Annotated in this window: 22 protein-coding genes; 13 read left to right on the forward strand and 9 right to left on the reverse strand. The window is 49.5% G+C overall.

Annotation, left to right across the window (positions count from 1 at the left end):
- Window position 1 precedes the first annotated feature (1 nt).
- Genes tssC through tssH form a run of 6 tightly spaced genes read left to right on the forward strand, consistent with a single transcriptional unit; the run spans window position 2 to window position 8620 of the window.
- Window positions 2-1480, forward strand: coding sequence for a type VI secretion system contractile sheath large subunit (gene tssC, locus M3P05_RS14345; protein ID WP_249700446.1), 1479 nt, complete (start codon window positions 2-4; stop codon window positions 1478-1480).
- A 7-nt stretch (window positions 1481-1487) separates the two neighbouring features.
- A complete protein-coding gene (locus M3P05_RS14350) occupies window positions 1488-2831 on the forward strand; it encodes a type VI secretion system contractile sheath domain-containing protein (RefSeq protein WP_249700448.1) in 1344 nt (447 codons plus the stop codon).
- Window positions 2828-3256 (forward strand): GPW/gp25 family protein, encoded by a 429-nt coding sequence (locus tag M3P05_RS14355; protein WP_249700450.1) that lies wholly within the window; start codon window positions 2828-2830, stop codon window positions 3254-3256. Before M3P05_RS14350 ends, M3P05_RS14355 begins: the two co-directional genes overlap by 4 nt.
- Window positions 3249-5024 carry a type VI secretion system baseplate subunit TssF gene (gene tssF, locus M3P05_RS14360; protein WP_249700452.1) on the forward strand — a complete coding sequence of 592 codons (1776 nt, stop codon included), beginning with the start codon at window positions 3249-3251 and terminating at the stop codon, window positions 5022-5024. Before M3P05_RS14355 ends, tssF begins: the two co-directional genes overlap by 8 nt.
- Window positions 4988-5980 (forward strand): type VI secretion system baseplate subunit TssG, encoded by a 993-nt coding sequence (locus M3P05_RS14365; protein WP_249700455.1) that lies wholly within the window; start codon window positions 4988-4990, stop codon window positions 5978-5980. Before tssF ends, M3P05_RS14365 begins: the two co-directional genes overlap by 37 nt.
- A 15-nt stretch (window positions 5981-5995) precedes the next feature.
- On the forward strand, window positions 5996-8620 hold the full coding sequence (gene tssH, locus M3P05_RS14370; RefSeq protein WP_249700457.1) for a type VI secretion system ATPase TssH: 2625 nt from the start codon (window positions 5996-5998) through the stop codon (window positions 8618-8620).
- Between the two features lie 53 nt (window positions 8621-8673).
- On the opposite strand, the gene M3P05_RS14375 is transcribed toward tssH, so the two are convergent.
- On the reverse strand, window positions 8674-9075 hold the full coding sequence (locus M3P05_RS14375) for a PA2817 family protein (protein WP_249700459.1): 402 nt from the start codon (window positions 9073-9075) through the stop codon (window positions 8674-8676).
- Between the two features lie 151 nt (window positions 9076-9226).
- On the opposite strand from M3P05_RS14375, the gene M3P05_RS14380 reads away from it, so the two are divergent.
- From M3P05_RS14380 to M3P05_RS14405, 6 genes are all read left to right on the forward strand, one after another.
- A complete protein-coding gene (locus M3P05_RS14380; protein ID WP_249700460.1) occupies window positions 9227-10144 on the forward strand; it encodes an ABC transporter ATP-binding protein in 918 nt (305 codons plus the stop codon).
- 55 nt (window positions 10145-10199) lie between these two features.
- A complete protein-coding gene (locus M3P05_RS14385; protein WP_249700462.1) occupies window positions 10200-10976 on the forward strand; it encodes an ABC transporter permease in 777 nt (258 codons plus the stop codon).
- 1 nt (window position 10977) lies between these two features.
- Entirely contained in the window at window positions 10978-11805 is an 828-nt protein-coding gene (queF, locus tag M3P05_RS14390) for an NADPH-dependent 7-cyano-7-deazaguanine reductase QueF (RefSeq protein WP_249700464.1), read from the forward strand.
- A 138-nt stretch (window positions 11806-11943) separates the two neighbouring features.
- Window positions 11944-12498, forward strand: a complete 555-nt coding sequence (locus tag M3P05_RS14395; protein ID WP_249700465.1) for a nitroreductase family protein — start codon at window positions 11944-11946, stop codon at window positions 12496-12498.
- 289 nt (window positions 12499-12787) lie between these two features.
- Complete coding sequence (locus tag M3P05_RS14400) at window positions 12788-13276, forward strand: tetratricopeptide repeat protein (protein WP_249700467.1); 489 nt, start codon at window positions 12788-12790, stop codon at window positions 13274-13276.
- A gap of 1 nt (window position 13277) precedes the next feature.
- Window positions 13278-14375 carry a hypothetical protein gene (locus M3P05_RS14405; RefSeq protein WP_249700469.1) on the forward strand — a complete coding sequence of 366 codons (1098 nt, stop codon included), beginning with the start codon at window positions 13278-13280 and terminating at the stop codon, window positions 14373-14375.
- Window positions 14376-14417: 42 nt separating this feature from the next.
- On the opposite strand, the gene M3P05_RS14410 is transcribed toward M3P05_RS14405, so the two are convergent.
- From M3P05_RS14410 to M3P05_RS14430, 5 genes are all read right to left on the reverse strand, one after another.
- Window positions 14418-14873 carry a YcgN family cysteine cluster protein gene (locus tag M3P05_RS14410; protein ID WP_249700470.1) on the reverse strand — a complete coding sequence of 152 codons (456 nt, stop codon included), beginning with the start codon at window positions 14871-14873 and terminating at the stop codon, window positions 14418-14420.
- Between the two features lie 13 nt (window positions 14874-14886).
- Window positions 14887-15186: a YcgL domain-containing protein gene (locus M3P05_RS14415; RefSeq protein ID WP_249700472.1), complete on the reverse strand. Its 300-nt coding sequence runs from the start codon at window positions 15184-15186 to the stop codon at window positions 14887-14889.
- Window positions 15187-15214: 28 nt separating this feature from the next.
- A complete protein-coding gene (rnd, locus tag M3P05_RS14420; protein WP_249700474.1) occupies window positions 15215-16354 on the reverse strand; it encodes a ribonuclease D in 1140 nt (379 codons plus the stop codon).
- A 126-nt stretch (window positions 16355-16480) separates the two neighbouring features.
- Window positions 16481-18997, reverse strand: coding sequence for a hypothetical protein (locus tag M3P05_RS14425; protein WP_249700475.1), 2517 nt, complete (start codon window positions 18995-18997; stop codon window positions 16481-16483).
- A 336-nt stretch (window positions 18998-19333) separates the two neighbouring features.
- Window positions 19334-19762 (reverse strand): desulfoferrodoxin family protein, encoded by a 429-nt coding sequence (locus M3P05_RS14430; RefSeq protein WP_249700478.1) that lies wholly within the window; start codon window positions 19760-19762, stop codon window positions 19334-19336.
- A 125-nt stretch (window positions 19763-19887) separates the two neighbouring features.
- On the opposite strand from M3P05_RS14430, the gene M3P05_RS14435 reads away from it, so the two are divergent.
- Window positions 19888-20133, forward strand: coding sequence for a YecH family metal-binding protein (locus M3P05_RS14435; RefSeq protein WP_249700480.1), 246 nt, complete (start codon window positions 19888-19890; stop codon window positions 20131-20133).
- Between the two features lie 38 nt (window positions 20134-20171).
- On the opposite strand, the gene ddpX is transcribed toward M3P05_RS14435, so the two are convergent.
- The 3 genes from ddpX to M3P05_RS14450 all read right to left on the reverse strand — a co-directional run bounded on the left by ddpX (window position 20172) and on the right by M3P05_RS14450 (window position 21423).
- Window positions 20172-20735 carry a D-alanyl-D-alanine dipeptidase gene (gene ddpX, locus M3P05_RS14440; protein ID WP_249700482.1) on the reverse strand — a complete coding sequence of 188 codons (564 nt, stop codon included), beginning with the start codon at window positions 20733-20735 and terminating at the stop codon, window positions 20172-20174.
- A gap of 80 nt (window positions 20736-20815) precedes the next feature.
- Window positions 20816-21103 carry a hypothetical protein gene (locus M3P05_RS14445; protein WP_249700484.1) on the reverse strand — a complete coding sequence of 96 codons (288 nt, stop codon included), beginning with the start codon at window positions 21101-21103 and terminating at the stop codon, window positions 20816-20818.
- Window positions 21103-21423, reverse strand: coding sequence for a hypothetical protein (locus M3P05_RS14450; protein WP_249700486.1), 321 nt, complete (start codon window positions 21421-21423; stop codon window positions 21103-21105). Before M3P05_RS14450 ends, M3P05_RS14445 begins: the two co-directional genes overlap by 1 nt.
- Window positions 21424-21486 lie beyond the last annotated feature (63 nt).

A 21486-nucleotide genomic window follows, 5' to 3' on the forward strand; every position in this document is an offset into this window, starting at 1 on the left:
TATGGCAGAAGCGAAAGAGCAGGCGGCCGGTGAAGCTGGTGCAGCTGAGGAAGTTGGCTTTTTGGACCAGGCCATTGCTGCAACCAGTTACACCCCACCTGATGCAACCAAGGAGATGCTGTCTGCTTTTACAGAGCAGGCACTGGAGGGCTCTGTTGTCTGGGATCGTAATCTGACCCAGACCATAGAGTCTGCCGTGGCTGCCATTGATGCCCAGATTTCACAACAGTTGTCGGCTATTATGCACGCAGATGATTTCCGGGAACTTGAGGGAAGCTGGCGCGGACTGAACAAACTGGTGAAAGAGTCCGAGACCGGTTCAGACCTTAAAATCAGGGTTTTTGACGTCGGCAGGGAGGAGCTTCTGGATCAGTTCGAGAGTGCTCCGGCCATCGATCGCAGCCTGTTCTTCAATAAGTATTACCAGCATGAGTTTGGTACCGCAGGGGGGGAGCCGTATGGTGCCTTGATAGGAGATTTCTACTTCAGCCACGACGAGGAAGATGTCGCCCTGTTGCGATATCTTGGCGAGGTCTGCGCGTCCAGTCACTGTCCCTTTATTACCGGAACCAGCCCGAAGGTTTTTGAATACAGTGATTACCAGATGTTCAATGAGGGTCGGCCTGTGGCTGCCGGCTTCGATGCACCGGCCTACGCCAGCTGGAATGCCTTCCGGGGCTCTGAGGACTCACGTTATATCTGCATGACCCTGCCCAAGACCCTGGCACGACTGCCCTACGGAAAGGCAACCTCACCTGTTAAATCATTCGATTTTGAAGAGTTTCAACTGGATGCAGCAGGTGATCCAATTCCCGGCAGTCAGGATGATTTTGTCTGGAGTAACGCGGCTTGGGCCATGGGACTGAACCTGACCCGTGCCTTTACTCGTTTCGGATGGTGTACCGCCATTCGAGGGAAAGAGAATGGCGGTATGGTCGAGAACCTGCCCAATTTCCTCTATACATCGGAAGCCGGGGATCGTATCCAGCAGTGTCCTACAGAGGTGAATCTGACCGATGAGCGGGAGAAAGAGCTGAGTGATCTCGGGTTCCTGCCTCTGGTGCATTATAAGAATTCCAATTATGCGGTTTTTATGGGTGCGCAGACTATCCAGAAACCAAAGACGTATACGGATCCTTCCGCTACGGCAAACGCGGCTATTTCTGCGCGACTACCCTACATAATGGCAAGCAGCCGGATAGCCCATTACCTGAAAGTGATGGGCAGGGATCAGATCGGCTCTCATAAAACACCGGAAGATGTTCAGAAATATCTGTCGACGTGGATGGGCCAGTATGTCAATGCCAATGCTCTGGGAGATGAAGCAAGAGCAACCCATCCGCTACGGGAAGCCAAAATCAGTGTTGTTGAACAGCCCGGTCGGCCCGGCAGCTATTCCGCTGTCGCTTATATGCGCCCGTGGCTGCAGATGGAAGAACTGACCACATCCCTGCGTATGGTCGCGGAAATTCCGGGTTAAGCTCGGAATGTCCGCCGCCCAGCAATACAGGGATACCACTGACTGTGATGACAGAGCCCGTGTCACTATAGAGCGACTCATAGCTGAAATCGATGAGCTGGTCAGTGCCCAGCTGGATGCCATCCTGGTGCACCCTGTGCTTCAGGATCTTCATGGGCGCTGGCTGGCACTCTGGTCGCTGGTGGATCTCCATCTGGATCACCGTCTGGTTCTTCTTAAGATTATTAACTGCCAATGGGATGAGTTAGCTGAAGAATTAAACCGCTCGGTGGATATCGAGAGTTCCTGGCTCTATGACAGGGTCGGGCGCAGGGAATTGAATACTCCTGGTGGATTGCCCTTTGGCCTTCTGTTGGCGGATTACCTGCCTTCCTCTGATCCGGGAGGTTTGCTGACCCATGGTGATGATCTTTACACCCTGCAGCTTCTGGCAGCAGTGGGAGCCACGGCTCTTTGTCCCGTGGTGGTTTCGGTAGACGATGGTTTTATGGGAAGCCGGGATGATCGAATGCTGGCTTCGTTGCAGAGACTGGAGCGGGTGATGGCCAGTGATGATTTTGTCAGCTGGCAACTGTTGCGTCGTTTGGGAGAGTCTGCTTTTTTGGGGGTGGCTTGGCCCATGCTTCTTTACCACCACGAGCAGGAACGTTTGTGTCGGGGTTTTTGTTATCGCTCACAGGATGCTCAAAGCGGTTATCTGCGTGTGGGAGCTGCCTGGGCTTTTGTCTGCATTGTTATGAGGGAATTTGACCGGTGTCGCTGGTTTGGATTTCTGCGTAACTGCGAGCCAGGTATTGAAGGTGGTGGCCATGTCAGTGGAGGCACGGGAACGGCCAGCAGTAATTTATTTAACCGGGCAGTGGCCAGTATCCGTCTGGGAGAGTATCTGGAGAACTGCTATCACGGCCTGGGCTTTCTTTCGCCAGGGACAACGTACCTGTCGGATAGCCTCTCTTTCCACACCAATAACTCGGTTATGCAGTGTGGTTCGGGAACCGATGAGCAGATTCATGGCCTTCTTCAAAGTACCCTGATCGGCTGTCGTTTTGCCCACTATCTTAAGGTGCTGGTCAGAGACCGGATCGGATCATTTGATACTGTCGGTGATTGCGAACGTTATCTGAGTCGCTGGCTGCAGAAGTATGTCAGTGATGTTGATTATGGTGAAGACAGTATTATGGCGCGGTTTCCTCTCAAGCATGCCCAGGTACGTCTTGAGGCGGATAGTCGGCATCCCGGCCGTTATCGCTGTGTCGTCTACCTGCAGCCACAATATCAGTATGATCAGATGGATTCTGAAATCGTACTGCACACGGATCTGGCAACGGATGCCGTGGGAGGTCAGGTATGAGTGAAAGCCTTATGCAGGCCTTTGCCGGGAATTTTGTCCAGGTATCCGGCGACAGTGTTCGTAACTCCGTCGTTATGGCTCTGCTGATGCTTTTAGGTTCACGTCCGCAGGATCGTTTTGGTCTGCAGCTGCATCCTGATCTTGAGTACACCATTCTGGGATTCGGGGTGAATGATCTCCACCAGCTTCGCAATAACCGTCAGGTTGAGAGTTACTGTGAAGATCTTGCCCAGAAGATTCAGAACTTCGATTGCCGCCTTTCAGGGGTCACGGTAAAACCGGATAAAAGCGAAGAAGCGGGCAGAGATACCCTGCGGTTATTGATCACGGCCCGTCTTGCCGATCATGATGATGTGATTGGTCTGTCAACGGATATCCGCCTGATTGATGGTAATTGTGAGATCAGGGAGACAGGTGGTGACTGACTCTCTGTTGCAGTATTACAGCCGTGAACTGGAATTTATCCGTCGCAGAGCCAGACAATTTTCGGAAGCACATCCGGGAACAGCAAGCCGATTGGGTATGGCCGGCGAGCATATCGCCGATCCCCATATGGAACGGCTGTTGGAAAGTGTGGCTTTTCTCAATGCCAGACTGGAGATGAAGCTGGATGACAGCTATCCGCAGCTGGCGGAAAGCCTGTTGAAGATTATGTTTCCTCACTATCTGCGCAGCTTCCCCTCGATGGGGCTGGCTCATATCTCTCCGGATAAAACACTCAAGCAGATTTCCCATTTGCCAGCAGGCACCCGTCTGGAAGCTCGGGGTGAAGATGGCTCGCTTGTGTTCACTACGGCGTGGGACATGCAGTTAACACCCTTGTCTGTGACTTTCGCTGAGTTAAAACAGGCTCCCCTGGATTTCTCTCCCAAGGTTTCAGCTTCGGCCATGCTTCATCTGCGGCTGTGTGCGGCAGATACAGATCTTCATCTGGCAACCCTGGGGCTGGACTCTCTCTCGTTTCACTTTGATGGTGAACCGGCAATACGAAGGGCTTTGAATGATCTGGTTCACGGTCAGCTGGCCGGAATCATTATAAGCGGCAGTGGTGCAGGCGAGGGGCGTTACCTGCCGGTTGAGAAGCTGGCACCGGTGGGTGGGAGCAGGTATTTGCTGCCAAAACCAGCTGTGAGTTTTGGTGGTTATCAGCAGTTAATGGAGGTGATGGCTTTTCCTGATCCTTTTCTTGGTTTTACCTTAAACGGTTTAAAAAATCTGATTACCACCATGGACTGTCAGGAACTGAATGTTTACCTGCTGCTCAGGGAGGCTCCCCCGGAATTTTCACGCTCGGTTTCTGCACAGCGCTTTCGCACCGGATGTGTGCCAGTTGTGAATCTGTTCAAGTGCCAGGCGGAGCCCCTGATTCTGAATTACGGTCGTATGCGCGATAAGGTGATTCCTGATGCCCAGGCCGGGGATACCCTGGAAGTGTGGTCTATCGAGAAAGTGACGGATCTGACTCACCATGATCATAAAGTTGTTCCGCCCCTTTACGGACATAACTTCAATGCCAGCGAAACAGGATTGTATTGGCTTGATGTTGGTGGCCGTGATCCGAGGGGAACATTTCATACCTATCTTTCGATCTCAGATGTGAACTACAACCCGCTGGTGGATGACCGCCGCGTCTTTGCCATTGATACCTGGTGCAGCAATGGCAATCGTCCACGTGCACTGGCATCGGGTACTCATCTGGAGTGTATAGACAATATTGAACTGCCGGGTATTGTTAGACTTATGGACAGTCCGACACCCAGAAGATTGTCACCGCAGGGGTATGAAGCCGCCTGGGCATTGCTTTCACATTTGCAGCTGAATTATGAGGGGCTGTTTGCTTCAAATTCCCCGGAACAGAGCATGCGTTTGTTGATCAGGCTCTATATGAGGGGACAGTGTCCGGATGGCAATGCCTGGATTGAGGCCATTCGAACAATTGCGGTCGAACCGGTAACCGCCCCTGTCTATCTTGGTGGAAGGCACTGTTTGAGTCGGGGGCGAAGAGTTCTGATTACCCTTGACCCGGAGCCGCTAAGAGAAACGTCCTTTCAACTGTTTATTCAGACTCTCGATCAACTGGCTGCAAGCTACGCCAGCTTTGACAGTTTTCTTCAGGTTGCTGTTGTTCTGCAGGGCCAGCACGGAGTTCACACCCAATGTCATCGGCATCAGGCCCGGCAGGCCGGACTGTAATCAACCGGCTGCAGTCAAAGCCTCACGGCTTTGAACTGCCACAGGTTTTCAGAATTTTCCGGCGGCTGGAAAAGTATGTGGACTGGCCGGTTGAAATTGATATCACCGTCAGCCCAATGCCACGTTACTCTCATTATGAAATCCTCAGTGTAACCCGGCACCACTGTGGGTGGAGAGTCGAATGCCGTGCTCCGGCACTCACTGGGTCTCGTGGTGTGTTGCCATTCTATCTTCGCGATACGGCCCTGGCTTTGGAGATAGAGAATGGTGACCGAGCCATGGCTGATTTTTTCTCCATGTTTGAGGCACCGTGGCTGAGTCGTCTGGCAAGAGGCTGCAGCAAGTATGATCTGTGTGCCCTGAATGAAGAACCCAGAAGAGGCTATGAGCATCATGGTGTTCATGTTTCGACTCTGCTTGAGAAGCTCTTACCTCAGGCCCGCATGGGAGTTTATACAAGAACGGATCTGCTGCGATATACCTGCCTGATGGGACGATGGCACCGCCATCTTGAAGGTTTGCGTGCTGTCCTCAGTGACTATTTCCAGCTGAAAGTCGTTGTCAGGGCTGCAACACCGAGACGACACCGGCTGGCAGAAAATTCCCTGGTAAAACTCGGTGCGACTGGCGTTAACAATGAACTCGGGCATGCCATGCTGCTGGGGAGTGGTGGTTACTTAGACAGCTGGCGGATTGATATTTTGCTCATGCCTGTGAACAACAGAGAGCTGATGGATATTCTGAATAATCCCAGCCTGATCAGAGCAGTCAGCCATATAACCGGCCTTTATTTGGGAGATGGTACGCCATCGACAGTTTATGTCATGGCACACCGACGTTTTCTTCATACCCCTCCCATCAGTAGTAAAACGCTGTTTGCTCAACTGGGTCAGTCTTTCTGCCTGGCACCTGAGAGGCATCCTGACGGTGTCGTGCGAATTCGTATGTGTGTGTAATTCCGGAGAATTGTTATGGTCATGGTCAATCTCAAAAATCTTGTCTCACGACTTGATATGTCAGTGAGAAAAGCACTGGAGGCTGCTGCGGGGAGTGCCATGGCCCGAGGGCATCACGATATCGAGATTGAGCACTGGTTTCAGTCCATGCTGTCAGAAAAGAACAAAGAGCTGGGGCAGGTCATTGATGAGATGCGCCTGGACAGAAGCCGTATTGGTGATGATCTGCAATATCGCATTAATGGTTTTCGGACAGGGAATGATCGCCAGCCGGGTTTATCAACAGCTCTAGTTCAACTAGCTGAAAGTGCATGGCTGCTGGCCTCTATTGATTATCGGCGTAACTCGATAACAGCCATTGACCTGCTACTGGCAGAATTGGAGCGCGAAACCACCAAGCTGGGCGGTGAATCTCTCTCAAGGGAGTTTGAAAACATATCGGTAGAAGGGCTGAAGAAACTTGCGGGCCAGGTAACATCTCAGGTCGCAGGTGAAGGCGGTGCTGCCGGTGAAGCGGGCGCTGATATTCCAACTGAGGGAGGCGCTCTTGATAAATACACCATTAACCTCACTGCTCAGGCCCGTGAAGGCAAGCTTGATCCTGTGATCGGACGTCATGGTGAGATTCGCAAAGCGATTGATATTCTCTGTCGTCGCCGACAGAACAACCCGTTGCTTGTTGGTGACCCGGGAACGGGCAAAACGGCCATTGTTGAAGGCCTGGCCCAGGCCATTGTGGCTGGTGAAGTTCCTGATCGCTTGAAAGGTGTGCAGCTAAGGACACTTGATCTGGCTCTGCTGCAAGCGGGAGCAAGTATTAAGGGGGAATTTGAAAATCGCTTAAAGGATGTTATCCGGGAAGTTCAGCAGGGTGTTGAACCGGTTATTGTTTTTATAGATGAAGCGCACACTTTGATTGGTGCCGGCGGAGCAAGTGGCCAGCATGATGCAGCCAACCTATTAAAACCCGCCCTGGCGCGTGGGGAGTTCCGGACAGTGGCAGCAACCACCTGGGCAGAATATCACCAGTATATGGAAAAAGATCAGGCTTTGGCCCGCCGCTTCCAGACCGTCAGAGTCAGCGAACCGACATCTGACGACTGTGTGCAGATATTGCGTGGGCTGACGAATTCCCTGGAAAGCCATCACGGTATCCGGGTGCTGGAAGAAGCCATGACATCTGCTGTGAATCTGACTATCCGCTATCTGCCCTCACGACGGTTGCCGGATAAGGCTATCAGTGTTCTGGACACAGCCTGTTCCCGCGTGGCACTGGCCCGTCATGCCCGGCCGGAAAGGATTGAAGAGCTGGAGCAGGAAATACGGCGTTTGGAGCAGGAGGTTCAGTCCCGAGGAAGAGAAGCTCTGATTATTGAGGAAACAGGGGAGAAACTTCCAGCTTTGAACAGCCGTCTTGAAGAAGTTCGTGCAACGCTGGAAAGCCTTAGAGAGCAATGGGAGACCGAGCAAAAGCTGGTTGCCGAGATGACGGAACTACAGGAGACCCTGGATGGTCAGTACTCCGAAGGGTTGGGAAAAGTTGATGAAGAAGTAAAAAATCGATATCTGGCCTGTCGTGAGGAACTCAATAAATGCCAGGGTGATCAGGGCCTGATGACCGCCGTTGTTTCTGAAGAGGTGATTGCAGATGTGCTGGCTTCATGGACCGGTATCCCCCTGGGCAATATTGTTTCAGATGAAATGACCCGGTTGCGAACACTGGAAGACCGGCTGGCCGAGCGGGTGATTGGCCAGAAACACGCCTTGTCAGCTCTTGGGGAAAGTCTGCGGGTAGCGCGGGCGGGTCTGACTGATCCCAACAAACCTATCGGTGTACTGTTTTTTTGTGGACCAAGTGGTACCGGGAAAACAGAAACTGGTCTGGCTTTAGCAGATATCCTGTTCAGTGGTGAACAGGATCTGGTCACCATAAATATGTCAGAGTTCAAGGAAGAGCATAAGGTATCCATGCTTCTGGGCGCTCCTGCAGGTTATGTTGGTTATGGTGAGGGCGGTGTGTTAACGGAAGCGGTGCGCAGAAATCCCTACTGCATTCTGATGCTGGATGAGTTTGAGAAAGCTCACCCGGGTGTGCATGATATTTTCTACCGCATCTTTGATAAAGGTCGGATCAGTGACAGCGAGGGCAGGGAAGTCGATTTCCGAAATACTCTGATTATTCTGACATCCAATGCCGCTGCCCAGGATATCTCAGAAGCCTGCGAAGGTGATGAGGAAAGTGTCTGGCCCCAGACCCGTGAGCTTCTATCTCAAATCCGGCCAACTCTGGAGCAGTACTTTAAACCGGCTTTTCTGGGACGTATTGAAACGATTCCCTATTATCCCCTGACCCGTGATCAACTGAAAAAGATTGGTGATATGGCTCTTAACAAACTGGAGAAGCGGGTAGTTGAGCATTATGGTGCCAGCTTTTCCTGCGATGACTCTGTGGTCGAACATCTTGTTGATCTGTGTGATGATCCCAATATCGGTGCCCGGGCAATTGAACATGCCATTAACCGGGTTCTGTTGCCAAATCTGGCTCAGACATGTATTGCCCGCCTTGGGGAGAGAGAGGAGATTAACAATATTACTGTGCACTGGAATGATGTTGTTGGGGCTGTATCAGAAATACAGTAGGGTTCTTCCCATCTTGGGACATATGAATGACCTGAGATGGGAACATGTAAACTCTAATTGAGTGACTGCCTGCGCGCTTCAACCCAGCTGAGTTCAGGGTTTTCAGTAATACGATCTTCAATTTTCTGGAAGGCATTGATCTCTTCATCTGTCATAAAGTGCAAACAGTCACCCCCAAGGAACCACAGCAGATCCCTTGGCACCAGAGGCGTAAGTTGGGGATGGTTGCCAATAAAACTGAACAGCCAATTTTGTGCCAGGTACTGACCATCTGCAGGATTGCTGTCAAGCTCTTTGATGGCGGCTTTTAGACTATCCACTAACTCTTTCTGCTGCTCTTCCTGAACAATTTTTGCCAGCTCTTCAGGTAAGCGCTTGGCAAACTCGTCCAAAAGCATGCGATTAAATGAGAAAAAGTCACTCTTGTCGTTTTCTTTGCTGTTAGAGGCAGACATGGCAATATCCCTGAAAATCGGCACAAACTAGACAAGCCTGGGTATATGGTCAAGGGATTTTTTATCAGTTAGCGGATATCACACTCTATTTTCGGGATTAATTCCTATAAAATCCGTTTTTTGTAATCGAAATATTCTGCAATGGAGTGCAATGACCAAAGCACTGACAATCCGCAAGCTTCGTAAAACTTACGACAATGGCCATGAGGCTCTCAAAGGCATTGATCTCTCGGTAGAGCCCGGTGATTTTTTTGCCTTGCTCGGTCCGAATGGTGCCGGTAAATCGACCACTATTGGTATTATCTCCTCACTGGTTAATAAATCAGCCGGGCATGTTGATATCTTCGGTTATGATATTGATCATGATCTTGTGGCTGCCAAGTGCCATCTTGGTGTTGTTCCCCAGGAATTTAATTTCAACCAGTTTGAAAAGGTTCAGGATGTTGTCGTCACCCAGGCGGGTTATTACGGTATCCATCACCGAGAAGCACGAAGGAACTCTGAGTCGTATCTGAAGCAGCTGGGTTTATGGGATAAGCGTGATACGCAATCCCGCATGCTGTCCGGTGGTATGAAACGGCGGTTAATGATCGCGAGAGCATTAATACACCAACCACGTCTGTTGATTCTGGATGAACCGACAGCGGGTGTTGATATTGAACTTCGCCGTACTCTCTGGGATTTTATCAGTGAGATTAACAGTCAGGGGACAACAGTCATCCTGACAACGCATTACCTGGAAGAAGCCGAGCAGATGTGTAGCAATATCGCCATTATTGATGATGGCTCTATTATCGAAAACACCAGCATGAAACAGTTGCTGCGCAAGCTTGATAAAGAGAGTTTCTTCCTTGATACCCGGCAGGTACTCCCTGAGCAGTCCATTTTTGCAGGATATGATGTTCGTCGTGTTGATGAACATACCCTTGAGGTTGAGGTGGGTAAAACCCAGGGATTGAATGGGTTGTTCCTGCAGTTGAATGAGCAGCAGATTGATGTTGTCAGCATGCGCAACAAATCTAATCGGTTAGAAGAGTTGTTTGTTGGTATGACCAATAAAGATAAGTAACCGCTTTAAACAGCCATAAGCGGATAATTAGAATTCGATTGAGTGTTTCAAGACCATGGGTTTGCAACAGAATTGGATAGCCTTCTGTACCATTTTTTTTAAAGAGGTCAGACGCTTTATGCGGATCTGGCCCCAGACACTTTTGCCACCGGCAATTACCATGTCACTGTATTTTGTGATTTTTGGCAGTGTTATCGGTTCCCGAATCGGAACGATGGGAGGTTTCGATTATATGACCTTTGTTGTTCCTGGTCTGGTGATGATGTCGGTGATTACCAACAGTTACAGCAATGTCTCATCCAGCTTTTACAGCAATAAATTTCAGAAGAGTGTGGAAGAGCTGCTGGTTTCTCCGGTACCGAACTGGATTATTCTGGCGGGTTACGTACTGGGCGGCGTCGCACGTGGTTTGATGACAGCTTGTATTGTTATTGCTTTGTCGCTGTTTTTTGTTGATTTCCAGGTTTACAGCCTGCTGGCAACGATTCTGGCCGTGCTGCTGACATCGCTGATGTTTGCCCTTGGCGGATTTTTGAATGCGCTGTTTGCACGCAGTTTCGATGATGTCTCTATAATTCCTACATTTGTTCTAACGCCGTTAACTTATCTTGGCGGGGTGTTTTATTCAGTGAAGGTCCTGCCAGACTTCTGGCGGGGCGTTTCCCAGGCCAACCCCATTCTGTATCAGGTCAATGCCTTCCGTTATGGCATGCTTGGTTACAGTGGCGTAGTGGATCTGGATATCGCTTTCAGCATTATGGCTATAGCTGTCGCTGTTCTTTTTGTTGTGTGTCTGCATCTGCTGAACACAGGTAAGGGTTTGAGAAGTTAAGATGAGTAATACCGTAAACGATTCCCCGCTGGGCCAGCATAGCGAATATATCAGCCAGTACGATGCGGGGCTGCTGTTCCCGATTCCCCGGGTGCCGAAGTGGGAAGCCCTGGGTCTGGATGGAAGCAACCTGCCATTTAGTGGCTCTGATACCTGGAATGCCCTTGAGCTGTCCTGGCTGGACAGTAAGGGCAAGCCGGTGGTGATGGCTGGTGTTTTTATCCTGCCAGCCGGTTCTCCCAACATTATTGAGTCCAAGTCCTTCAAGTTATATCTGAACTCTTTTAATCAGACTCGTTTCAATGATGCTTCTGCAGTCAGGGATACCATGACCCGTGATCTTTCGGTTGCTGCTGGTGCACCTGTTCGGGTTGAGCTGCAAACCCTGCCTGAACTGGAAAGCAACGGTATACAGGCTGTTCAGGGAGATTGTATTGATGGACTGGATGTGGCCATTGATACTTATACGCTTGAACCAGCTTTTTTACAGGCAGATTCTGGGAGTATCGTAACCGAGACTCTCTGTACTCACCTGCTGAAATCCAACTGTCCGGTCACTGGCCAGCCTGACTGGGGAACTCTGGTGATTGAATACACCGGTCCGAAACTGGATCATGAAGGTTTGCTGAAATATATCTGTTCCTTCCGTCAGCATCAGGATTTTCATGAGCAGTGTGTGGAAAGGATTTTTATGGATCTGAAACGCATCTGCGGCCTTGATAAGCTGACGGTTTATGCCCGCTATGTTCGTCGTGGAGGCCTTGATATTAACCCCTGGCGCAGTGATTGCGGTGGTGAGGCGGTTAATACCCGTCTGGCAAGACAGTAAGTATCCATGTTCAGAAAGGGGAAGGTGCTTAGGCACCTTTTTCTCTGCCTGATAAAACAAAGCGGTACTGCGCTCTATTCAGGAGTATATGTATAGAGCTATGATGCCCTCAAATAAGAATAGAAGTGGAGTGATGTAGTGGATGCTATCGAATTATTAATGACCAGAGTATCCGTTCCTGTCTTAACCGAGCCTGGACCATCAGATTGTGAAATTGATGTTCTGATCCAGGCTGCCTGCCGGGCCCCAGATCACGCTCGTCTGCAACCCTGGCGATTTATCAAAATCACCGGTGAGAGACGTCATGATCTGGGGGAGCTTCTGGTAAAGGCTGCACTGGCTCGCGGAGATAACCTGACTGAAGGTCAGGCAGACAGATTACGCAAAACCCCGCTGAGAGCTCCTGTACTCCTGCTACCCGTTCTGGTTTTCACAGAACATCCCAAAGTCCCTGAAGCTGAGCAGCTGCTTTCTCTGGGAGCCGCTGTGGGTAATATTCTCAATACGGCACATATCCTGGAGATTGGAGCCATGTGGCGTACCGGGCTGGTAAGTTATGAGCCCGTACTGGCAGAAGAGCTGGGACTGGCCAACAATGAAAAGCTTTATGGCTTTATCTATCTTGGTACGCCGGCTGCCGAGATGAAGTCTGTTCCCGAGGTTGATCCTGCCTATTTCCTTTCTGACTGGTAGAGAATGTCCAAATTGCTGTGGACGATTTGGAGAGATCAGAGGCGACAAGGATTGTTGCCTGACCTGAAGTTTACTGGCCCGATACCCGGCAACCGTCAAGCCGTTGTCTTACCTGCCTCAATCCTCTTTTTAACTGGCCAATAGGCAGTTTTTTAGTTCCTCAAAGAATAATGAAGCGAGATAAGATTCCTAAAAGTTGCGTCTCTCTCCTTTGGTGAACTTTATGCTTGAAACAATAGGGCAGTTGTAACTGCTTGTTTTTGATTGAGTTCAGGTCAGGAGGCAAAGGATGAGCGCTCTCAGGGATGTACTTGGCGCACTGGGTGGAGATCATCACCTGCTTGGGAAACTGCAGGATGGTGTCAGTATTGGTCAGTTCAAGCATGTCGATCAGGATTTGCTTGAGAGCATATATGCACTGGCTTTTAATCTCTACCAGGCAGGTGACTATGAGAAGGCCCGTCAGGTGTTTCTCTATCTTTCCTTCCATGATCATACTGATGCCCGTTTTCTCAGTGGCTTTGGTGCCAGCTGCTTTCGCACCGGTAACTTGGAACAGGCTGGAATGGTTCTGAAAAGTGCTGTTGAAATGGATGCCTTAGACCCAGGTCCAGCCCTGAATCTTGCCCATACCTATGACGCCCTTGGACAACCTGAACAAGCTCGTGATGCTTTGCTTCAGGTGATGGCCAGATCAGCCAAAAGCAGTGAGTACAAACCTCTGGCACAGATCGCCAGCAATATGATGGATAGACTGGCTCCGCCAGCGGGAGAGTAACATGCCGGGTGGTGATGTAAGCGGAGCTGGCCGTAACCAGCACATTCATAGACACGAGCAAATGCAGAGGACATTGGAAACGGAAGCTCTGCAAAAGCAGGTTGGTGCCGGGGTTATCGGTAGTGGTAACAGTTTTAGTTATTACCAGGCTCCTAATCAGACTGTTGCCGGTGATTCCAGAATCATGCCACTGGCTCAGCCTCAGCCTGGTGCTATTGATACTCTGGGAACCATGAATATTAACGATATTCTCGCCCAGTTGAATGGCCTGAAAGCGGAGTCTGATGAGCGAATTACAGAAACCCAGACCCAGGCAACCCTGGCAAGCAGGGAAAAAAGAGAAACCCAGCGAGAGAAGAAAATCAGCCAACTCCAGGAGCAGTTAGATCAGGGGGCGAATGATAAGAAGGATAAATGCGCTACAGCAAAAATTGTTATTGGCGCATTGCTTGGTCCAATAGGTATTCCATTGATAGTTGCCGGAGCTCTAGATAAGAAGGCAGTCAGTGCAACCAATGCTGCTCATGACAAGGTGCTGCATCATCATTTTGGCCCACATATGGAGGCCGTTAACAGCTTTGAAAAAGAGTATGCCAAAGACAGCGTTAAGGATTCACTGCTTGGGCAGCCAATGGACCAGAGAAAGCACCAGGCCAAACTCGATGAATTAAAGGCTTCCGGGGCCATTGATCAGGAACTTCATGCCGATTTGAGTCAGATGGTTGCTGGGGGTGCTCCACCGGATGCTATTCATGACAGAATCTTGCTGGATGCCATTGAAGCCTACGTCGATGCTGATATCCCGCCTTTGCAGGAAATAGACAACAACCTCGATAAACAAATCCAGGCCATGTCAGCGGATGATGTTGATGACAGCATAGACTCAGTTAAAAGTGATTTGAGTGAGGCGAAGAAGATGGCTGCCAGTGGTGATGCTGATGACTTTAATCTGTTCCTTGCTCAACTGGCCAGGGTACTGGAAGAACAGGACGAGAGTATGAAGAAGGTCAAGGAAGATCTCTCAGAAGCAAATACCACTATTATTGGTGCTGCACAAAACCAGCACTCTATTCTTAGCCAGTCGAAACCGACTGTTTAATTTGGTAAGAATCAAAAAGGGCCCGAAGGGCCCTTTTTGATATCACTCAATCCAGTTGATCACATGCTCTTCCCAGTCTTCCTCTGGAACCCGGATATCCTGGATAACCCGATCCTTTACGGAAATCCCTGCCAGGTGAACGGTTTCATCGGTACCGGACACCAGGGGGTGCCAGTCGGGAAGGTCTTGTCCTTCCGAGATTAACCGGTAGGCACAGGTTGAAGGCAGCCAGTGAAACTCCGGCACATGTTCAGGCTTGAGCCAGATACAGTTAGGAACCTTCTCATTGCGTGTTTCGTAGATTGTGCAGCGACAGTTATCTTCCTTCAGATAGTGGCAGACCAGATCTGTGTAATACACATCACCGGTTTCATCATCTTCCAGTTTTTGCAGACAGCAGCGGGCACAGCCGTCGCAGAGTGATTCCCACTCCTGGCGGGTCATCTGTTCGAGGGTTTTGGTTTGCCAGAATGGCTTGGAATCAGGCAGTTGTGACATTCGTGATCGAAATCTATTGAGGATCGTTAAAACAGAGCAGTTCATCCGGGAGGGTGATCATATAGTCATCCTTTTCCTCGGGTACCGGCATCTGCAGATAATAGCCCTGGCTGGTGATTTTGCTGAGAACTTTCTCGGCATCGATATGAGCCAGTGGCTTTTCAGGTGTCAGGAGCATATCCATCACATGAACAGGGTGTCCCATAAGCTGTTTCAGCTCTGCAGGCACTGCCTCTATACCGGTCTGTTTGTTGATATAGAGAAACAGACCAGCCTTGCGTTCGGTCTTATATACGGAAACCACCATTTTCATGATGAACTGCTCCACTGATTTTGTGTTATTAAAGAGGGCTGCCTTGGTCGTTCAGGTGTTCCACCAGCGGTTCCAACACCTCTTTTCTGCGCCAGCCATTGATGCTTTCCGGAAGATCAAACTTCTCGTTTGCCAGCCAGCCCCTGACCAGTTTCCCTGTATAGGGCTTGGAAGGAATCAACTCCTGCATCAGGCCCAGTTCAGAAGCACGATTGCGACAGAACTTCTTGATTTTCTCCACAAACGGCTGAACTCTTTTGGGCAGGGGGCCTGCCGGTACGGCGGGCCAGTCGTCCTGAGGAACAGCCTGCCCCTTGCGAATCTGCTGCAGGATCAGATCACCGTGCTGACGTATAACCTGGGGTTTCATAGTCTTGATACGGCGCAGACCTTGAGTGCTGTCAGGCTGATGGCGGGCCAGATCCCACAGGGCGCCGGCTGGAGCCAGACGGTTTCGGGACAGGTTGTCCGCCCTTGCCTGAGTTTCTCGCCAATGGCAGAGAGACTTCAAAACCGCCAGTTGCTGAGGGCGCAGTTGCCAGGCGAGTTTGACATTTCTCCAGGCCTGTTCGGGATCGGTATCTGTACCAACAGATGTAATCTGTCGCTGGCAATCCTCTGCATGCCATTGGGTAAAGCCTTTATCTTCCAGGGTTTGTACCAGCAGCGGATAGGCCTTTCCCAGATAGAAAACATCCAGGGCCGCATAATCTATCTGTGAAGAGGTGAGTGGCCGGGCCAGCCAGTCGGACCGGGTTTCCCCCTTTGGAACATCAATCTGCAGCAATTCTGCAATCAATCGCTGGTAACCCATGCTGAAACCCAGGCCGGCATAGGCAGCGGCAATCTGGGTATCGAAAACCGAGACGGGTAACTCACCCAGCAGATAACGAAACAGTTCCAGATCCTCACCCATGGCATGCATGACTTTAACAATGCCTGGGTTGGCAAGAACGGCTCTCAGTGGCTCCCACTCTGAGAGAGATACAGGGTCAAGCAGCCAGACATCATCGGCAATACCAACCTGTATAAGGCCAGGCTCAGGCCAGAAGGTTTTCGTCCTGACAAACTCCGTATCCAGAGTTAGCCAGCTGTGTTGCTGCCAGATGTTTGCAGCCTCGACAAGCTGGCTATTTTCCGTCAGCCAGTGAATACGGGGTTGGGGCATGCAGGCTCCGTTTGGGTAAAACCCTGATTATACGGTGTAGAGCCAGGTTGTTCTATTCGGACGTTTGGTATTTGGAAGTGATACCTCAAAGAAAAAATCCTTTTATCTTTGAGGTGGGGTGTTTTATCAAGAATTGTTGACTTTGCCAGTGCCATCGGCTTTACCACCTGGATGGAGGTCAGGTGTGCTACTGGGTGGCACCTCGTCACCAACAACTGGCGAGGCACTGTTAGGTGGTTGGACATTGCTGCTTGATAAACAGTCATGATCGGGATTTTGCCCCTCCGGAATACGAAGATGTGATCCGCATTTCCATTGAATATCACTGCTTGAAGGTGTACTGGAAGAATCAGCTACTGATGTCTGATTAGCTGGGGGTTGGGTGGTAGTAGAATTATTAGGTAATTCATTTGCACGGGCACTGTAATGTTGAAATGCAGCTGTTGCAGTCCCCCCAATCACAAGGCCGGCTAAAAGCGTTTTGGGATATTCATAAGCCAACTTGCCAAAAGGAGATAAAGCTGTAACTATAGCTCCTCCCATCAGCGTGGAATCTGCCAGAGGAATGAACGGTATTCCACCTGCGTAGGCTCCAACCCCCATTCCGCCAGAAGCTAAACCCAACACTGTTACAGTGGCCGGATGGAAGGCAGCTCTAATTAATCTGCGAGTTTCCCGACCAAATTTTCCTTTTCGGTGAGGGACAAGAGTATTGTTTCGTGCTTTGTCAGTGAAAAACTGGCTGGTTTCACCAAACCAGGGGCGGTTGGCTTTCAAGGTTTGGTAGGATGTGATCAGAGTATTGAGTGGCATGTGTTTTAGCTGATCTGGTTCAGCCAGTACTTCCAGAGCTGCCATCAGGCTCGGAACAAACTCATGTTGGTCAGGAAGGGCTTTAAGGGTTGCAGGATCAACGAATACAGAGTCTCTCTCCAAATTATCCACTTTCTCATTATAGACAAAAGGGCTTTTACCTAATTCTTTAAGTGTGACTATAAGATCATTATACGGTGATATTTCGATATTCAATTGTCTCTCAGCCAGAACCATCCCTGATGCAATCCGGTTTAGAAGGTGTTCTTTAAGCTCTGCTGCGAGCTCTTTGGCAGGATCATGCTGGAATGGATAAAGCGACACTTCGTACTCATAAGAGGAGACGATCCTGTAATCCATAATATGCCAGACATTATCACCAAGCAGAAAGGCTCCAAAAGTCTTTGGGGCTCCCGGTGATAGCTTCGCAAGGAGCATATGGAGCCTGTCTCTCGTTCTCGAATAGCGGAGCAGGGTTCTTTGGGTGGAAGGGGCAGGAAATGAAAAGTCAGGATCAAGCTCATGGGCGCTTTCTGATATCCAGCCATTATCATGTTTGCTGGCTTGTTCTGGTGTCTGTCTGATCATAGTTTGAGAGCTGGGGGCAGTTTGTTCCTTACCCTTATTTTTAACTTGGTAGGCTAGACAAGTTAATGCAGCAATCAGATCAATCCGTTCGAGCATGTTTGTAAACACTGTCTTTGGATCCGACATATCAGGTATTTTTGTAGAAAGTGAAGATGTCGCTGTTCGTTCAGTCCCATCTTCATGGTTTATGACGAGATTAACAGTATCTAGTTTGATAAAAGCATACATATCACTGGATCTTGAAACATTTGCTGCAGCTTCAGCCAGTGAGCCGTGGAAATATGGAATAAGCTCAAACACAAGTTCTGAGCTAGCAGTCTGTTTGATCTGAACAAAAACGGAGTGGTCAGAAAGCAGGAAGGGCAGTGAGCGAATGAGTTCAGGAATGTCTGGATCTGTAACAAAACGAAGACTGTGATCTTCGTCAAGCTGCTTTTCAGTAGGAACAAGATAAACGCGTTCAACCGTTTTCTTGGCTTTTAGTAAGTGGGTAGGCAAGTGATGGGTGTCAGTGGATATTGCTTTATTTTTAGGATCGTAAACAGTGGCTTTTTCAAGAACAAGCTTGTTTTTGTCCGGTAGTGTAAAAAAGCCGATCTTTTCAGCACCCTGCTTTAGGGCTTCCTCTGTACTGTCAGAGCTGTGTAATTTTGTGACAAGCAGAGTGATGACAGATCCAAGGTCTACAGATTGATTCTTTGCTTCCTCTTCGGTGCTTTCCAATGAACAAAGAGTCAGTGGATGTGAAGCTTTGATGACAGAAACTTCGTCGTCATTGGCATAGGAATTATCTTCTGTCAGCCATTGCAATACATATTCATGCTCAGGTTCACCTGAAGCTGCACGGGCTTTTCGAGACTTTCTAGTTGATTTTTTTAGAGATGTTGACTGAAACTGTATTCCAGCTTTTACAGGCTCTTCATCCTCACTATTCGGCTGGGGTGTTAGGGTATATTCGACCCCGTCTAATAATGTCTTTCCTGCAAAGGTAAAGACAGAGGTTTTCATTTGCCCATCTTCTGTGGGCAGGGATAATCGCAGTAAGGATTCAAAGCTTGTCGGGGGAGTATCTTCTTCAGCTTGGAATGTTGTCTTTGCTTCGTATGTGCGGTTTCCGGGGCTTGCTACATCTACGATGCGTATCGACCCTGTTCCAGTATCTGCTTGTGCAGTGATACTGTTCATCAAGAGCAATGCCATAAGAATGAAGGCAAAGGCTTGACTAAAAAAACGTCGATTCATTGTGGATTCCCCCATCTTTCGATGAAGCAGATGAGTTTATGATTTTTGAGACTGGTAAAGACCGAAGTGGAAGTCTGTGTTATATCGTTCGATGAGTAGCCATAAGATAAAGGACTCCGTTTGTTGGCAAGGTGTAGAAATCGGATATCAGTTTAAGTGCTATTTGGTTATGCGCAAGAAGTCGTCTTTTTTGAATATATTCAGATATTCATTTCAGCATGACCTTAATACGTCAATAGACGTTTAATTTGTGGAGATGAATGTTTCACTAAGGATCGGTGTCAACTTCTCTGGGCTTATAGATATCTGTCTTGATACGGTGTGTATCCTCAATACCTATATAGTGATTTCACCAAGCCAGACATCATGTTTATTGCACATGCTTAAGGCATAGAGTGAACCGCTGTAGGTGCCGAGAATAAACTCTGAAACGGGAATTGTGTCCTTTTCCGGGTTGAATATCCGGTCAAATAGCAGGTTGAAATTTTTATCCAGCAACTGATGTTTAACGATATAGTGCTCCCAGGGTTTCATTTCATGGGGGGTGGTCACGGTGATCTTCAGGTTATCCCCTGTTCTGGCTGTCGATATCCTTGGAAGATGGGTTTGGGCTTTGTGGCTCCAGCGGCCAGGGTTGGCTTCGGTAAAGTAGATTTTTCCTGCCAGCTCGGTGGCCGGGATATCGCCCCTGACAGTTGATGGCAGATAAATAAGGCCGGCAGCACTTCCTGCCAAACCGGCTTTGAGTAGGTTTCGTCTATTCATTTTGTCACCTGTTTCTGGTGGTTTATGCAGTTAGGCACAACTACGAATCCCTGCATGGCTGTTCCTGAAGTATGGTTCGAGTAGTCAAAAAATGACTTTCGCGATTGATAAACAATGAGGTAAATATGGCTCAATCTGTACACGGCCACAAAGTCATGAATATGGTTATCGAGTCTGGTCGCAGCTGGCCTCGTGCTGAACTGCTGGAAGCACTGGCTGAAACCTTTGGTGCAGATGCCGAGTACCGCACCTGTTCTGTTGAAGGATTTAGCGCTGATCAGCTGATTGACCTGCTGCTCGGCAAGGGCAAGATGGTTGAAACTGCGGAAGGTATTTCTGTGATTGCTTCTAAGATGTGCAATCACCACTGATTTTTTGGCCGGGTAAGGGGTGTCACCTTGCCCGGTTTCTACATCATATCTGTTCCCGCCAGTCTGTCACTGAGAACCGGGTAACGCTCAAGATCCGGTAATTCATAGTGCCACCATTCAAATGGATGGCAGATAAACCCGGCTGTGTGCATCAGCCCGGCAAGAACCAGTCGATTGTTTAGAGCTTCTGCTTCAATCTCAAGATTATTGTGATGAGCCAGTTCTCCGAAGTCATCAAACCCCGTTCCCATTTCCAGCAGCTCACCTGAATTCATTCTTTCCAGCGTCAGGTCAACGGCTATTCCTCGGCAGTGATTGCGTGGCCCGTTATCCGGGGGGGAAATGTAGCGGGCGTCAGGGTGAAACCCCCAGAGTTTCTGTTGTGCTTCTAGGGGGCGAAAAACATCCCAGATATGCAGGCGGTAACCGAGTTTGCGAGCACCAAGAACAGCTTTCTCCAGGTTGTTAAATGCATCTCTGTGCAGACAGGCCAGAGCCTTCCTGTAAACCTGCTGACCGGTAAAGTTGTTGGTACCAGCCAGTCGCAGATCAATCGTCCAATCTTCATGGTCAGGTGAGAGTTGAACCAGTGATTCCAGCATGAGTCCGTGGCTTCCTGTCAGTTATTGCAATTAATCTTAGGTTAACTTCATGATGCGGGGCCATTGAGGCTAAGTAAGAGTTATCTCTGGGAGAAAAAACCTGTATCAGGCGGTGAGCTTTGTCCAATTTCCATAATATCCCCACAGATAGGCCGGGAGAGTGAAGAGAGTTCAAGCTGCCAGATACTGTGGCAGCTGGGACACTTCAGGGTGATGGTGCCCAGCTTCTGCCTGGAAAGCTGGGCCATGGGAATCTCAAGATGGCCGCTGCAACCGTAGTGGCATGGCCAGCTTATGGTTTGATTGTCACAGGCTGCTTCAAAGTACATCCCGTCGTGATAGAAACCATCGAATCTTGGTCCGCTCATTATTGCTCCGGGAGGCGATCTCTCAGGGCGTTCAGGCGGTTAATATGTGCCGGCGCGAGACGAAATCCGGTGATTTCTATTCGGGCCAGCACATGCTCGTATTCATCTTCCAGTCTCTGCTGGCATGACACTGTCAGTGGTTCGGGTCGGCAGGTACTTGCATAGCTTTCAATCCGGCTGACAGCAGCTTCCATTTCGCTCCAGCTGGCGAATGCTTCCTTGGAATGATATGGCTCATATTTGAAGGGGTAGTGGGAACAGCCAGCTATTGTGGCAGTCAGACTCAGGACAGTAAGGGGGCGGAATCCTTTCCAGAACATTGCATACCTCTCTGGTACATCATCAAACCCTGTCGTGCGGGGCATTACTAAAGAGTGTAGCCG

The sequence above is a fragment of the Parendozoicomonas callyspongiae genome (genome assembly GCF_023502345.1).
Lineage (GTDB): Bacteria > Pseudomonadota > Gammaproteobacteria > Pseudomonadales > Endozoicomonadaceae > Sansalvadorimonas > Sansalvadorimonas callyspongiae.